Source organism: Spirosoma validum (assembly GCF_014699035.1).
Lineage (GTDB): Bacteria > Bacteroidota > Bacteroidia > Cytophagales > Spirosomataceae > Spirosoma > Spirosoma validum.
In genome coordinates this window covers 1-16,871 of sequence record NZ_JACXAA010000012.1, presented here as the reverse complement: position 1 = coordinate 16,871, position 16,871 = coordinate 1, and the positions used below count along the sequence as shown (strand labels likewise).

Here is a 16,871-nt window from a genome sequence, read left to right as displayed (position 1 = left end):
CTTGAGCGGCTATTGCATTGACAGTCCAGTCTACTAACTACAGTTGTTAAAAACGTACAACTGCCGACCAAGTTCGAGCACATCCGGCGCAAAACTTCTACATAATCAGTCTGTCGGAGCGGTCAACCAAACGGGTCTTATTCGGCCGCCAACATAAGGTGTGTGTAATTGCTCTAAGAGTAATTTTAAAGACATATGAATACTTAGGTTCAATTAGGGTTATCTTTACTTTCGTACATAAAATAAAATTTAGGCTTGGCAGTCGCCTATGTTAGATCAGTATAAACAGCAGCATCCCTATTTACTGGCACTTGATTCCATCATTTTCGGGTTCGATGGTGAAAGCCTAAAAGTACTATTGGTGAAGCGGGGAGTAGAGGAAAAAACCTGGTCATTAATGGGGGGATGGCTACAACCTGATGAAGGCCTCGAAAAAGCCGCTGCCCGCATCCTGTTTGAACTCACTGGACTAACGAATGTCTATCTGGAACAATTGTTTGCCTTTGGCGAGCCCCACCGTGACCCGATTATTCGCACCATTTCCGTAGCTTACTTCTCACTGGTTAAAGTGGCCGATTATGCGTCAAAAATTTCGGAGACGTTTCAGGCTCGCTGGTTTTCAATTTACGATTTACCGCCACTCCTTTTCGACCACGGGGATATGGTCGATCTAGCAATAAAACGATTACGGTATAAAGCGGCACAGCACCCCATTGGCTTTGAATTGTTACCCGAGAAATTTACGATTCCCCAGTTGAAGAAACTGTACGACGCCATTTACAACACCGACTTTGATAAGCGCAACTTTAGCCGGAAAATCCTTTCGACGAATCTACTGATCAAGCTGGATGAGAAACAGAAAGGGTTCTCCAAACGCGGGGCTTACTACTATCAGGTTGATATGGCAAAATACCAGCAGACTACCGACTCTTTTCTGAATTTTATCCCTTCTTAATCAGGCCTGTAGCCTAATCTTCCTGCTTTGCCCGTTTAGGTTTCCCTAGGAGCCAATCACCAAATTTATTTAACAAAAAATTTAGGTGTCGATTTGACATTTAAAAAATAAGTGTCACTTTTACACTAATAAATAGTGTATGTAAAAGCTACCTGTTCCCGGCAAGAACCAACGTTTCATCTTTCCAGGTTGCCTGAAACTTGTTGCCATCACTTCATTAGCATGTATTGGACTTTCATTAGCACGTCATATAGAAGCACATGCCTACTTATTTACCGGGTTACAACATCCGTAGTTCATCTCGACTTAGACGGTTCGTGCAGGACACGGCCAATACGTTCCTGAGGCCGGTGTTTCGGGAAGCATTTGTCAACACGACGGGGGCATCGCTGGAACGGGTTGGTTTAACGGAACCGTCTCCAGTGCTTCAGGCAGCATATCAGGATGCTTTCGCACGATGGCGTTCTCAATTTGAGTCAACCGAATTAATTAACGCATAACCATATAAAACCACTTACAAAACATGTCACGTATTACGCTGGGCGATCAGGAATATTTCAAAGGCATTGGCGCCATTGCCTACGAAGGCCCTAAATCCAAAAACCCATTAGCCTTTAAATGGTATAATCCCGACCTGGTCCTCGGCGGAAAAACCCTTCGTGAGCAACTGCGCTTTGCCATCAGTTACTGGCACACGTTCACTGGAACGGGGGGCGATCCATTTGGCCCCGGCACGCGTGTTTTTGCCTGGGATCAGGATAACGATGCGAACGTGCGGGCGCGCCTGAAAATGGATGCGGCCTTTGAATTCTTTACTAAAATAGGAGCGCCCTATTATTGTTTCCACGACATCGATCTGGTCGATGAAGGCGCATCGGCGAGTGAGTACGAAGGTCGGTTGCAGAAGATCGTTGAGTATGGGAAGCAGAAGCAGCAGGCAAGTGGAGTGAAATTGCTGTGGGGTACCGCCAACGTGTTCTCGAACCCGCGCTACATGAACGGCGCATCGACAAACCCGGATTTTGCGGTGCTGGCCTACGCCGGTACGCAGGTGAAAAACGCTATCGATGCGACCATCGCGCTGGGCGGTGAAAACTACGTATTCTGGGGTGGTCGCGAAGGGTATATGTCGCTGCTGAACACCAACATGAAGCGGGAAGTCGAGCATTTGGCCAAGTTCCTGACGATCGCCCGCGATTACGCCCGCAAACAAGGCTTTACCGGTACGTTCTTTATTGAGCCCAAACCAATGGAGCCGACGAAGCATCAGTACGATTACGATGCCGCTACAGTTATCGGATTTCTACGTCAATACGGTCTGGATAAAGATTTTCAGTTGAATATTGAAGTAAACCACGCGACGCTGGCGGGTCATACGTTCGACCATGAACTGCAGGTAGCGGCCGATGCCGGTATGCTGGGTAGCATCGATGCGAACCGGGGCGACAACCAGAACGGCTGGGATACCGACCAGTTTCCAATCAATCTGTATGAACTCGTAGAAGCCGCGCTGGTCATTCATCAGGCGGGTGGAATCAAACCCGGCGGAATCAATTTCGACGCGAAAGTGCGCCGGAACTCGACTGATCTGGAGGATTTATTCGTCGCGCACATTGGTGGTATGGATGCCTTTGCCCGATCGTTCATCGTGGCCGACGCCATTTTGCAGGATTCCGATTACCTCAAATTCCGTCAGGAACGCTACGCTACGTTCGATAACGGCCAGGGAAAAGCGTTTGAAGACGGCAAGCTGACATTGGAAGATCTGCGAAATTATACGTTCGAAAACGGCGAACCGCAGCTACGTAGCGGTAAGCAGGAGTGGCTTGAAAGTATTATCAATCAGTACATCTAACCTCGATTTTACCAATCTCACCATATGCAATTTTTAAGCGATCATAAAAAAGCAAACCAGCTTGTTGCCGCATGAAAACCACTGAACTAGAAAAAGTAGCCTCACAAGTGCGCCGGGACATCGTGCGCATGGTGCATGGCGTAGCCTCCGGGCATCCGGGCGGATCGCTCGGTTGTACGGATTTGCTGGTCAGCCTGTATTTTGACGTAATGAATCTGAAAACCGATGAGCAGGGTTCGGTTGTATTCGACATGAGCGGATCGGGCGAAGACATGTTCTTTCTGTCCAACGGCCATATTTCGCCAGTACTGTATTCGGTGCTGGCACGCCGGGGGTATTTTCCGGTGTCTGAACTCGCTACGTTCCGCAAGCTGAATTCCCGCTTGCAGGGGCACCCCGCCACGGCCGAACACCTGCCCGGCATTCGCATTGCATCGGGGTCGCTGGGGCAGGGACTTTCGGCGGCTGCCGGAGCGGCTTACGGCAAGAAAATTCGCAAAGACCCGCATCTGGTTTATTGCCTGATGGGGGATGGCGAACAGCAGGAAGGGCAAATCTGGGAAGCGGCTGCGTTTATTCCGCATCGGAAATTAGACAACCTGATTGCGTTTGTTGATTTCAACGGCCAGCAGATCGACGGACCGACCGACGTCGTGCTGAACAACCGGGATCTGGGTAAAAAATACGAAGCCTTTGGCTGGAACGTACTGCACATGGATGGCAACGATTTAACCGACGTAACGACAACGCTGAAGAAAGCGAAGCAGGCGTCGGGTAAAGGGTCACCCATTTGTATCATCATGAAAACTGAAATGGGGCAGGGTGTTGATTTTATGATGCACACCCACAAGTGGCACGGTACGGCTCCCAACAATGAGCAACTAAAGGCAGCTTTGGCTCAACTGGACGAATCTTTCGGCGATTACTAATTTCGAACGCACCATGAAAACCTACACATTTACCGAAAAAAAAGATACCCGTTCTGGTTTTGGCGCGGGTATGGCCGAACTGGGCCGTCAGAATCCCGACGTCGTGGCGTTGTGTGCCGACTTGGTAGCTTCGCTTAAACTTGATACGTTCATTAAAGAAAATCCGGAGCGGTTTATTCAGTGTGGCATTGCCGAAGCGAACATGATTGGCGTAGCGGCTGGTCTGACGCTTAGCGGCCTGATTCCCTATGCCACTACGTTCGCTAATTTTGGGTCCAGCCGGGTCTATGACCAGATTCGACAGGCGGTGGCTTACTCGAATAAGAACGTAAAAATCTGCGTATCACACGCGGGTCTGACCTTAGGCGAAGATGGCGCTACCCACCAGGTGCTCGAAGACATCGGTATGATGAAATCGTTGCCCGGTATGACCGTTATCAATCCCTGTGACTTCAACCAGACTAAGGCCGCCACTATCGCCATTGCCGACTGGGACGGGCCCGTGTATCTGCGCTTTGGTCGTCCGGTAGTTCCCAACTTTACACCTACTGATCAGCCGTTCGAAATTGGCAAGGCCATTACGTTAACGGAAGGAAATCACGTATCCATATTTGCTACGGGCCATTTGGTCTGGCAGGCGCTGGAAGCGGGTAAATTACTGGCTGAGCAGGGTGTAGAAGCAGACATTATAAATATCCATACAATCAAGCCGCTGGATAAGGAAGCCATTCTAAAATCAGTTGAAAAAACGGGCTGTGCTGTCACGGCCGAAGAACACCAGATGAACGGTGGCCTGGGCGACAGCGTCGCGCAGGTACTGTCCCTGAACCATCCGGCCCCGCTGGAAATGGTAGCCGTGAATGATACGTTCGGGGAGAGCGGTACGCCGGATCAACTCATGGAAAAATACGGGTTAACGGCGGCTTCTATTGTGGCTAAAGCCCTGGCCGTCATCCAGCGAAAAAAGTAACTGATGCTGATTCTTACTCATATGCGTCTGACCATACAGACAACGGTAAGAAGTCGATATTGATCAGCTCAAGTTTTATCATAGGTTAGTAGTTGGTAAAGCTCCATCAGCATCTGGTGGAGCTATTCTTACTATGTTGGACCAAATTTATGTCGACGGGTTCGATGTGAGAAGCAGGAAAAAATACGTTAGCTATTTTATAGAATATAGGCTCATTATTGTACAATTTTGCCTATATTTATATCTTATCTTAGTTTAGCCTGAGTATATATCCCTAAATTTCATGACTTCTGACGACCACGTGTTATGGCAATTATTCCGCGCCGGTGATAAACAGGCTTTAGGAGTACTGGCTGAACGCTATTACCGAGCGCTAAAACACTACGGCCTAAAATTTATGGTTGATGGAGCGGTGGTCGAAGATTGCATACAGGAATTATTTCTACAGCTCTGGCAAAATCGACTACAGATTAATGAAACGGAGTCGGTTAGGCATTATTTGTTAAAAGGGCTTAGACATCATATCCTTCAGCATTTGCGGAGTCAAAAACGGGTGCAATATGACGAACTAGACTGGGATACATCCGTAGTGGCCGACGTAGATTCAGAAACATTATTAATACGTCAGGAAACATTGGTCAATCTGACGAAGACGATTCAGGATCAGCTGGCCTTGTTACCAGCTCGTGAACGGGAGGCACTTTACCTGCGCTTTTACGAAGATTTATCCATTCCGGAGATTGCCGAGGTGATGAATGTAAACCGGCAGTCGGTATCCAATTTTCTTCAGAAAGCACTCAGCAAGCTTCGCAATCAGTGGCTTGTCCATGCATTTTTGACTATTTGCATTTTTTTTCAAAAAAATTTGCTTTAAGTAGGGTATCATCAGGGCGATTCTCCATACTATCAATGAAAATCGCAGAAAAGTACCAATGCACCTTCCTTTCGAAAATTTTTCTACAGTCGAGGATTTTTTAGAAAACGACGCTTTTCGGACCTGGGTCACGAAACGGCGGCCGGAAGATCAGGTGTACTGGCAACAATGGTTAGCGCAATACCCCGAAAAAAGGGACTTGTATGAGCAAGCTGTTGCTACATTCCTGGTGATTCAGGGAAAACAGGTTGACCTGTCTGATCAGCAGGTAAGGGACAGAAAAGAGAAAATTCTTGCCCATATCCCCGATTCGTTTACGGTAATTAAACCCTTATGGCAGTGGGGGCGCTGGGCTGCCGCAGCAGCGGTGGCTGGCTTGCTGATCTGGTGGCAATTGGGCAATTCCACTATCCAACAACTAGCGATATTTACTAAAAAGGTAGATCAACCTGTACCACAGAACCTTTGGAAGACGGTAAAGAATGGTACGGGGCAATCGTTAGTTGTGTTGCTGCCCGATGGCTCGTCGGTGTTGCTATCAACGGGTAGTCAGCTACGGTATGCCAAACAGACTACCAGTAACCTTCGGGAAGTGTATCTGCAAGGAGAAGGATTCTTCGAAGTGACCAAAAATCCGGTTAAGCCGTTCATCGTTTACACCACCAATCTAACGACTAAAGTACTGGGCACCAGCTTTCAGGTACGTTCTTTTGATAAGGAGACGGCAGCCTATGTAAAGGTAAAAACGGGTAAAGTGTCGGTTACTCCGGTCGATTCTCCTGATAAACCGGTGTTGCTGACAAAAAACGAACAGCTCAGTCTGGAAACCAGAACGGATAAAGTCGTTAAACGAGCAATAATTCCCGCAAAGGAAACTTCGTCGACTATTGTTGATCAGCAATTCAGCTTCGAGTTCACGCCTGTACCAGACATATTTGCGCAACTGGAATCCAGCTACAATATGCCCATTCGCTATGACCGGCAGCTGCTCAGCAACTGTACATTTACCGGACAACTTAACGATGTACCTTTTTCTGAAAAAATCAGACTGATCTGTCTAACCATTGAATCTACGTTCGAAATCGTTGATAACCAGGTAATCATTCACAGCCACGGTTGTCATTAAGTACACCTTTAACCCTAACACCCCCTCATCCTATGGTTTAAAAACTATCCTTTTTTAACAGAAAAGCGATAGTGCTACCAACACTATCGCTCGCATGTTCGCAAATGTGTCAGATACACACATTAGCTCTTTATCTATAGCTGGAACAGCTTTTTGTCATTTCTTCCCAAAACAACAAAAACGCATAAATGTATGCATTACAGTTTCACCAATCGCAACGTTTGGATCAGGATTATGAAAATTTCAAGCCTGCAACTCTTACTTGCCCTTACCCTAACGAATATAGGCTTTGCCCTTGATGGCAAGGCCCAGGAACTTTTGAGTCGACGAGTCACGATTTCCTCTCAGAATGAGGATGTTGAAGTGACGATCCGGCGAATTGAAAAACAGGCTAACGTTCAGTTTTTATTCAGCCGGGAGATTATCCAGTCGAAGCGGAAGGTTAATTATCAGGCTAAAAATGAACAGCTGTCTCTGGTTTTAGACCATATTCTGGCACCACTTAATTTAAGCTATGAGGTCGTTGGTCAACAAATCGTGATTAAGAGAGAGGCACTGCCAGCAAACCTTCAGCAGAACAAGACCTCCGGCGAGATCAACGTAGAGCAGGCGCAGGACATCCAGATAACGGGCCGGGTTACGGCTGAAAATGGCGAAGGGTTACCGGGTGTCAACCTTCAGATTAAGTCAACCCAGCGCGGAACGACGACCGACGGAAACGGTACGTATCGAATTAGTGTCCCGGATCGGAACGCTGTACTGGTTTTCTCCTTCATTGGCTACGTTACTCAGGAAGTAGCCGTTGGTTCGCAATCGACCATCAATGTTACGTTGGCTACGGATGACAAAACACTGAACGAAGTGGTGGTCGTCGGATATGGCGTTCAACGTAAACGGGACGTTACGGGCTCGGTCGTGTCGGTTAATGAAACAACTCTACGAGAAGTGCCCGCCCCTAACCTGGTCAATCAGTTAAAAGGCCGGGCCGCGGGCGTAACGATTGTCAGTAATGGCTCGACTCCGGGTTCTCAGGGACAGATCAGAATTAGAGGGAACAGAACCTTAACGACCAGCTCTGGCTCAAGTGATGGGCTGGATGGCCCGTTGGTTGTGGTCGATGGGATACCGTATGGTGGGCTCAACGATATAAATCCGGATGACATCGCGAACCTTGAGATTCTGAAAGATGCGTCGGCGACGGCCATCTACGGGTCGAGAGGATCGGGGGGCGTTATTTTGATCACGACCAAACGCGGTAAGATCGGAAAGCCCGTATTCAGCTACGACGGCTACCACGGTGTGACCTCGGTTATGGGCAAGTTCAACGTAATGAATGGTCAGGAATATGCTCAGTTTAAAGACGATGCGACCAAATATAACCGCACCAGCCCTGGCACGACCGCCTATCCGCTTACGCAGAAAGAGAAAGATGCCTTAGCGGCCGGGATTTCAACCGACTGGCAGGATTTACTATACAAACCCGGCTTCAATACCAACCATCAGTTGAGCATGGCCGGAGGGGTTGAAAATACGCAGTATTCGTTGGGGCTAGGTTATTTCAACGAGACGGGTATTATTCCCAGTCAAAAGTTTGAACGCTATACCATCCGGGCAACGATCGACCAACGTCTTGGCAAACGTATCAAGATTGGTTTGAACACACTAAACACCCTTACCTATACCAATACACCGGGTGGTGGTGGTGTTCCGGGTGGTCTGGTGCGATTAACGCCATTGGCAGCCCCTTACAATGCCGACGGTTCAGTAAACCTGTTCCCGGCGGAAGGCTCTATTGATGCGGCTACGATTAGCCCATTGACAATTATTACTAAGAAAGACTCGTATCTGGGCCGTACACGCGCCTTGCGAACGTTCAATAGCATCTATGCCGAGGTGAATATTTTACCTGGTTTGCGCTATCGGATGAATGCCGGGTTGAATTACAGCCAGTCGAGCTACAATGGCTATGGCGGCCCACTCACCTATTTCAATAACGCTACGGTTCAATCGTCCTCTAGTGCTGAGATTAGCAACACCGAATACTGGGACATCAACCTCCAGCACCTGTTGTACTATGACAAGACGATTGGCAAACATAGAATAGGCGTTACCGGGCTCTATGAGATTACGAAAAACCATTCGCTGGGCAGCCGATTTACGATCACGGGGGTTCCGGCCGATTACATCAAGACATCTAATTTCTCGCTGGCTTCCGGAACGCCGGTTGCCCCTTCGGACTTCGGTAACTCCTTTTCGGAACTCGGCCTGCTTTCTTACATGGGTCGGGTGAACTATAGCTACAACGATCGCTACCTGTTAACCCTGACGCTGCGACGGGATGGTTCCTCTACGTTATCGCCCGGTAACCAGTATTTCAACTATCCGGCAATCGGGGCGGGGTGGAACATTATAGAGGAAGGCTTCATGAAAGAAGTTCCTGCCATATCGAATCTAAAACTGCGGGGTAGCTGGGGGTTATCCGGCAATAGAAACGTAGGGGCTTACGCGACATTGGGAGCATTATCAGCTGGTTATTACAATTTCGGTACGAGTACGGCCGGACAGCAACTGGCGTACACGGTTACCAGTTTACCCGCAACCGGTCTGGGGTGGCAGTCAACTTCACAGGTGGACCTTGGAATTGACTTTGGTTTCCTGAATAACCGGATTACAGGTTCGGTCGACTGGTATCACCAGCAAACGAAAGATATTCTATTGTCCGTGCCACTGCCGCCTAGCAATGGGGCCGGTTCGACCCTGAAAAATCTGGGACGAACCGAAGGTAAGGGCCTAGAGGTTGCGATGACGTTTGAAATTTTCAGGAACCCGAAGGGCTTCAATTGGAGCACAGACCTAACGTATTTCTTTAACCGGGAAAAAATCACGCAGCTCACGACGCCAACCGAACTTAGCAATCTAGGAGCAGGATGGTTTGTAGGACAGCCTCTTTCGGTGATTTTCGACTATAAGAAAATTGGTATCTGGCAGACATCGGACAAAGAAAACGGTACGTTAGCCAAACAAACATCACCAGTTCAGTTTCCCGGCCAGATTCGGGTTGAGGATGTGAACGGGGATGGTAAAATTGATCCGGCTGACCGGCAGATCCTTGGCAATTTCCAGCCGAACTGGGAAGGAGGCATCACCAACCGGTTTAGCTTCAAAAACTTTGATCTATCCATTGTAACCTTTGCCCGCATGGGTATGAAGGTCATCGTGCCCTATCTGACAGGTAACTCTACGGGTTCGGGTGGGTTTGCGTTTTTCAACCAGGGTCGGGTAAACCAAGTGAAAACTGATTACTGGACAGAAACGAACCCGACCAATAACTATCCCGCTCCCGATGCCGGTGGTGCGGTTGCCAACTTTGGTTCTACGTTAGGCTATTACGACGGTTCGTTCATTAAAGTCAGAAGTATCAACCTGGGCTACACCTTTTCCAGCCAGCTGATCAAAAAAATCGGCATGAACTCGGCCAGGGTTTATTTCAACGCCACGAATCCGTTTATCCTTTATTCGCCCTTGGTGAGCCAGAAGCTAGCCATCGATCCGGAAGGAAACAGCTATGCCAGTGGTCAGTCGACGCTGAATCCGCAGAATGCCAGTGAGCGCGGTACACCGGAGCGTCAGATCGCCGTAAACCTGAACAACCCACCCACGCGGCAATTCACGCTTGGGGTAAATCTTAAATTCTAATCATTGACGAACAATGAAGACAATAAAAATCTGGTCCATCATTGGCCTTGCCGCCCTGCTCAACACGGGCTGCGAAAAAATATTACAGGAGAACCCGCAGTCCCAAATTGTTCCTACCTATTTCAATAGTCCATCGGGCGTGTTGGGCGGGATTGCCGGAGTCTACAACGACATTCGGGGTCAGTGGGGTACCGAAGGATTCACGGTAGAAATGCAGGTAGGTACCGACGATTTTATCCAGGGTTCCAGTAGCGGAGGAGGCCCGGCTTATACGTATAATGGGTTAAACGGGAGTAACTTCGGTTCAGCCTGGGGCACAGCTTTTCAGGACATTAACACGCTGAATGGCGTACTTAAATACGGCCAAACGATCGATTTACCTGACGCTACCCGCAAGCAATACCTGGCTCAGGCCAAGTTTTTACGGGCGTTCTGGTACTTTTATCTGGTACAGACCTGGGGAGATGTACCGCTCAGTACCGAATTCATTACGGTACCCTCCCAGGCGGCCTCCCGTCAACCGGCAGCTCAGGTCTATGAACTAATTATCAAAGATTTAACCGAAGCAGCGGCCGATCTTCCCAACACGCCTACGGCTCCATTTTTGGGAAAAGCCGCTACGAAACCGGTGGCCCAGTTACTGCTGGCCAAAGCGTATCTGACCCGGGGCTGGCTCAACAACACGGCCGCTGATTTTACGCAGGCGGCTACTCTTTGCGCCGACATTATTGCCAATAAATCAACGTACGGACTCGATCTATGGCAAGATTTCGGCGATGCGTTTGTACCGGCTAATGACTATGGGAAGGAAACCATGTTCGTCAGTGACCACGTACTTGACCCGAAATATGGCTATTATAAGGTAGGTGCTGCAGAAGGTGGAGGATTTGCCAATAATCTGTCCCCCTGGTTTACGAACTGGAATTACCCCAACTTCAGCGGCATTAACTCTTATAAAAGTGCTGCGGGAACGATTGTCAATAATGGTACGTCGTTGATGATCCGCGATTCACAGTATGGACGTCCCTACAGCCGTATGCGCCCAAACAGCTACAAATGGCCATCTGGTGCCAATGCGGGTAAGAATTACTTTCTGGATCAGGCGTTTACCAACCGGAATGTCGATTCGCGGTTTATAAACTCGTTCTACACGGTTTACATCGCTAATACGTCTGTTACCAATACCGCTACGGCCGCCAACAACAGCCGGGGTATTGGCTATACAACCGTGGTTGGCGCGGATACCGCCATTTGGCTGCCTGATGTTGAAGTGGCCGGTGCCCCACAATTTATCGGGACACGTCCTTTTAAGGGAATTGTTGTTCCACCTAGCTTATGGGATAATAATGTTTTCCCGGCTCTGAAGAAATTCATGGACCCGAGTCGGGGTGCCAACTTCAACGATCCATCGACCCGGCCCTGTGTGCTGTACCGCTTTGCCGATGTGTACCTGACGGGGGCCGAAGCCTATTTGAAAGCAGGTGATGCGACAAAAGCGGCTGCTTTGTTGAATACGGTCAGACAACGGGCCGCTTACCGAAAAACGAACACAGCCGCTCAAAATACAGCCGCTGCAACAGCTATGACCATTACGGCTTCCGACGTAACGGTTGACTTTATTCTGGATGAACGGACCCGCGAACTCTTTGGCGAATGGCAACGGTGGCATGATCTGGTCCGTACCCGGTCGCTCGTTCGGCGCGTAAAAGCCTGGAATCCGGAAGCAGCTCCCTATGTACAGGATTTTCATATGCTACGTCCCATTCCGCAAACGCAAATTGACCGGGTTGTTGATGGGCCAAAGTTCCCGCAAAATCCGGGCTATTAAGAATAGGGAAGCTTAAGATGCATAATGTAGCCTGATGTATTGGCCATCACTCAGGCTGCATTATTTATTTTACAACAAATCGCTCAACTATGCATCCTTTATAGCTATCTGACCTGGGTGATTAGGTTATCTCTTTTCTGTCATCCCGACGCAGGAGGGATCTTCGGGTAAATGGTTTTTAGTATTCTCCGAAGATCCCTCCTGCGTCGGGATGACAGAAAAAACTGTTATTTGAAGAGTACAACCGTATTAAACAGCGCTATCGATAAAAGATTTGCTGACAACTGATGAGACAATTTCTTTGCTTTTTTTTACTAATCATCACCACGGCGGGCTATGCACAAACCCGGCCAGCCTTAAAACTTTGGTACACCAAACCCGCCGGGCAAACCTGGGAAAACGCCCTGCCCGTTGGTAACGGTAAACTGGGTGCCATGATTTACGGGAACATAGCGAAGGAAACCATCCAACTCAACGAACATACCGTTTGGAGCGGTAGCCCGAACCGGAACGATAACCCCGATGCACTGGCCGCTTTACCCCAGGTCCGGCAATTGATTTTTGATGGAAAGCAAAAAGAAGCCGAACAATTGGCTAATAAATCCATCTTGTCCAAAAAATCCCACGGGCAGATGTTTCAACCCGTTGGCAATCTCAATCTTACGTTTGATGGACACGACAATGTTACAAACTATTACCGCGAATTGGACATCGAACGGGCCGTTGCGAAAACATCCTACACCGTTGGCGATGTAACGTACACGCGGGAAATACTGGCGTCTTTTCCTGATAATGTTATTGTCATTCACTTAACTGCAAGTAAACCTGGCAAGCTGTCGTTTTCCGCTTCCTATTCCACCCAGCATAAACCATACGAAAGTAAAACCTCATCAGCCAACGAACTCACGCTTTCTGGCACTACGTCGGATCACGAAGGTGTAAAGGGCATGGTAAAGTTTAAAAGCATTACCCGGATTAAATCAGAAGGCGGTACCCTTTCGGCAAACGACACTACGTTGACCGTGAAAAATGCCAATGCGGCAACGGTATATGTAGCGATTGCGACCAATTTTAATAACTACAAAGACATTAGTGGTGACGAAAATGCACGGGCCGCTACGTACCTAAACAAAGCCTATCCAAAATCATTTGCGGCCATTCTGCATCCGCACATTACTACGTATCAGAAATACTTCAATCGGGTCAGGCTCGACTTAGGCGCGACCGAAGCCGCCAAGTTGCCCACCGATGAACGACTAAGCAATTTTCGCTCTGTCAACGACCCTCAACTTGTTACGTTGTATTATCAATACGGGCGGTATCTGCTGATTTCTTCTTCACAGCCCGGGGGGCAGGCCGCCAATTTGCAGGGGATTTGGAACAACAAAATGCGCCCACCCTGGGACAGCAAATACACCATCAACATCAACGCTCAGATGAACTACTGGCCTGCCGAACGGACCAATCTGGCTGAACTGCATGAACCGTTTTTGCGAATGGTGAGAGAGCTTTCGGAAACGGGTCAGGAAACGGCGAAGGTCATGTACGGAGCCAGAGGCTGGATGGCCCACCACAACACCGACATCTGGCGGGCAACCGGTGCTATCGATGGGGCGTTGTGGGGCATGTGGATCGCTGGGGGCGGCTGGACCAGCCAGCACCTGTGGGAACACTACCTCTACAACGGCGACAAGGCGTACCTGGCCTCGGTTTATCCGGCGCTGAAAGGAGCAGCCCTGTTCTACGTAGACTATCTGGTTGAACATCCCAAGTATCACTGGCTGGTGGTGAACCCCGGTACGTCGCCTGAAAACGCACCGAAAGCGCACGGCGGCTCTTCGCTCGACGCAGGTACGACGATGGACAATCAGATTGCTTTCGATGTGTTCAGCACGGCCATCCGGGCCGCCCAGGCGCTGAATAAAGATGCCGCTTTCGTGGATACGTTGGTGCAGAAACGTAGCAAGTTGCCGCCTATGCACATCGGGCAACACGGCCAGTTGCAGGAATGGCTCGAAGATATTGATGATCCAAACGATAAACATCGGCACATTTCGCATTTGTACGGCCTATTTCCCTCCAATCAGATTTCAGCCTATCGGACGCCTGACCTGTATACTGCCGCCAAAACATCCCTTGTTCATCGGGGCGACGTATCGACGGGCTGGAGCATGGGCTGGAAAGTAAATTGGTGGGCCCGGCTTCAGGATGGTAATCATGCCTACACGCTCATTCAGAATCAATTGACTCCGCTGGGCGTCAACAAAGACGGGGGTGGTACGTACAACAACCTGTTCGACGCTCACCCACCATTCCAGATCGACGGCAACTTCGGTTGTACGTCGGGGATTACGGAAATGCTGCTGCAAAGTGCGGACGGGAGCCTGCATCTATTGCCCGCGTTGCCCGATGTGTGGCCGACCGGCAGCATCAGCGGCTTGCGAGCACGCGGTGGCTTTGAGGTCGTAAATATGGAATGGAAAGGCGGTAAGCTGACCAAGGTCACCGTCAAGTCGAATCTGGGCGGTAACCTTCGTCTGAGAGTGCCGAATGCACTGAAAGTAAGTAGTGGCAGTGAATTAAAACCCGCATCAGGGCAGAATCTGAATCCGTTCTACGTAGTGGAAGAGACACCAGCGGCCATCAAATCACCACAGGCTAACGTAACAGCACCGACGTTAAAAGAAACAGTAGTTTACGATATGCCAACGCAAAGCGGGAAGGTGTATACGCTGGTGGCGCAATAAATTAAAGATTATGTCTGCTCCGATCAAGACAATGAGAAAACGTATTGCCGCTGTTTTTTTCGCAGCGCTTAGTCTACTATTGAGCCATCCGGTTTCGGCTCAAACCACGTTGGTTAATCCGATTCTGACCGGCTTTTACCCCGATCCGAGCATCGTGAAGGTTGGCCCGGATTACTACCTGGTTAATTCGACGTTTTCGTACTTCCCCGGTCTTCCGATCATGCACAGCAAAGACCTGAAAAACTGGAAGCAGATCGGCAATGTCATCGACCGCCCTGAACAAATGGATTTCATGGGCGAACGGCTGACTCGCGGTCTTTTCGCACCCGGCATCAGTTATTCCAAAGGAACGTTCTACGTGACCTGCACCGATATTGACCACGACGGCAACTTTGTCGTAACAGCCAAAAATCCAGCCGGTCCGTGGAGCAATCCGGTGAAGATTCCGCAGGTGAAAGGCATCGACCCATCTATCTATTTCGATGAAAGTACCGACAAAGCCTATATCATTTATAACAGCGATGCACCCGACCGAAAGCCGCTGTACTCGGGCCACCGAACCATTCGGATGTATGAGTTTGACCCGATCAAACTAACCGTAATTGGTGAAGAGAAACAACTGGTCAACGGGGGTGTGGATCTTTCTAAAAAACCAGTCTGGATTGAAGGACCGCATATTCTGAAACGGAACGGCTGGTACTACCTCTACGCGGCTGAAGGCGGCACGTCGGTCAATCACTCCGAAGTGGTACTACGTAGTAAAGATGTTTGGGGACCATACGTACCGTTTGAAGGCAATCCGATCCTGACGCAGCGCGAGTTGCCTGCCGACCGCAAAGACGCCATTACGTCGGCGGGGCACGCGCAGTTTGTGGAAGGCCCGGATGGAAAATGGTATTCGATTTTTCTAGCGGTACGTCCTTACGAAGGCGATTACTACAACACGGGCCGCGAAACGTTTATTGCGCCCTTGACATGGAAAGATGACTGGCCGATGATCGAGCATGGCGAGAAGGCTATCGCATATAGTTACCCTGTTAATTACAAAGAAGTTAAGCAGAAAGGAGCACTGCCGCAGTCGGGCAATTTTGCTTACACAATCTCCTTGGACAAAGAACTTGACCCGTCGCTTTTGTTCATGCGGACTCATGACAAAAGTTGGTACTCACTATCGAAGAAAGATGGGTTGACGCTGAAATTGAAGCCCGAAACTGTGATGGAGCTGGGCAATCCGGCCTTTATCGGAAAACGCCAACAACACCTCAATAGTACAGCCGAAACGGAGCTAATGTTTACACCAAAATCGGACAAGGAAAAAGCCGGTTTGGTGATTCTACAGGATGAGGGCCACTTCTACTTCCTGTGTAAATCGAAATCTCAGGATAAAGACGTACTGCAACTTTACAAAAGCGTTCCTAAAGAGAAGACGATGGAATTGCTGACTGAAGTGCCGCTGGACGCTAAAGCGGGTAAAGTAGGTCTACGTATCACGTCGCAGGGCGATAGCTATTCGTTTCAGTATTCCACCGATTCGAAAAACTGGACGCTGCTGAAAGACAAAGTAGACGGCAAATTCTTGAGTACCAAAGTGTCAGGTGGATTTATCGGCTGCGTGTATGGCTTGTACGCTACGTCGTCGGGGGAAGCCAGCACGAATTCGGCTTCGTTCCAGTACCTGAAATACGCAGGTGATGACCCGATGTTGGGGAAGTAAATAAATGGATTGATTAGCAGTGCTTTTTTGTCATCCCGACGCAGGAGGGATCTCCGGAGAATACAAAAAAACCATTTACCCGAAGATCCCTCCTACGTCAGGATGAACTGTGTTAAGAAACAATAGGTAAGGCTAATTTTTGATCATATTTTACCCCACTTCGGGCGACGGCAAAAC

At 49.1% G+C, this 16,871-nt stretch carries 11 protein-coding genes; all 11 read left to right on the top strand.

Features of this window, described 5'->3' with window-relative positions:
• Positions 1 to 268: 268 nt before the first annotated feature.
• The 11 genes from IC230_RS25705 (at position 269) to IC230_RS25655 (ending at position 16,694) form a co-directional block, all read left to right on the top strand.
• Entirely contained in the window at positions 269 to 955 is a 687-nt protein-coding gene (locus tag IC230_RS25705; RefSeq protein WP_191041945.1) for an NUDIX hydrolase, read from the top strand.
• Between the two features lie 260 nt (positions 956 to 1,215).
• Complete coding sequence (locus tag IC230_RS25700) at positions 1,216 to 1,455, top strand: hypothetical protein (RefSeq protein ID WP_191041944.1); 240 nt, start codon at positions 1,216 to 1,218, stop codon at positions 1,453 to 1,455.
• Between the two features lie 23 nt (positions 1,456 to 1,478).
• Positions 1,479 to 2,810, top strand: coding sequence for a xylose isomerase (gene xylA / locus IC230_RS25695; RefSeq protein ID WP_191041943.1), 1,332 nt, complete (start codon positions 1,479 to 1,481; stop codon positions 2,808 to 2,810).
• A gap of 71 nt (positions 2,811 to 2,881) precedes the next feature.
• The gene (locus IC230_RS25690) at positions 2,882 to 3,739 is read left to right on the top strand and encodes a transketolase (protein WP_191041942.1); all 858 of its coding nucleotides are present in this window, start codon (positions 2,882 to 2,884) and stop codon (positions 3,737 to 3,739) included.
• Between the two features lie 13 nt (positions 3,740 to 3,752).
• Positions 3,753 to 4,709 carry a transketolase family protein gene (locus IC230_RS25685; protein ID WP_191041941.1) on the top strand — a complete coding sequence of 319 codons (957 nt, stop codon included), beginning with the start codon at positions 3,753 to 3,755 and terminating at the stop codon, positions 4,707 to 4,709.
• A 283-nt stretch (positions 4,710 to 4,992) separates the two neighbouring features.
• Positions 4,993 to 5,583, top strand: coding sequence for an RNA polymerase sigma factor (locus IC230_RS25680; protein ID WP_191041940.1), 591 nt, complete (start codon positions 4,993 to 4,995; stop codon positions 5,581 to 5,583).
• A 58-nt stretch (positions 5,584 to 5,641) separates the two neighbouring features.
• Complete coding sequence (locus IC230_RS25675) at positions 5,642 to 6,709, top strand: FecR family protein (RefSeq protein WP_191041939.1); 1,068 nt, start codon at positions 5,642 to 5,644, stop codon at positions 6,707 to 6,709.
• A gap of 234 nt (positions 6,710 to 6,943) precedes the next feature.
• The gene (locus IC230_RS25670; RefSeq protein ID WP_191041938.1) at positions 6,944 to 10,405 is read left to right on the top strand and encodes a TonB-dependent receptor; all 3,462 of its coding nucleotides are present in this window, start codon (positions 6,944 to 6,946) and stop codon (positions 10,403 to 10,405) included.
• A gap of 13 nt (positions 10,406 to 10,418) precedes the next feature.
• Positions 10,419 to 12,233, top strand: a complete 1,815-nt coding sequence (locus tag IC230_RS25665) for a RagB/SusD family nutrient uptake outer membrane protein (protein ID WP_191041937.1) — start codon at positions 10,419 to 10,421, stop codon at positions 12,231 to 12,233.
• A gap of 287 nt (positions 12,234 to 12,520) precedes the next feature.
• Entirely contained in the window at positions 12,521 to 14,980 is a 2,460-nt protein-coding gene (locus IC230_RS25660) for a glycoside hydrolase family 95 protein (protein WP_191041936.1), read from the top strand.
• A 31-nt stretch (positions 14,981 to 15,011) separates the two neighbouring features.
• Positions 15,012 to 16,694 (top strand): glycoside hydrolase family 43 protein, encoded by a 1,683-nt coding sequence (locus IC230_RS25655; RefSeq protein ID WP_191041935.1) that lies wholly within the window; start codon positions 15,012 to 15,014, stop codon positions 16,692 to 16,694.
• Positions 16,695 to 16,871: the final 177 nt, after the last annotated feature.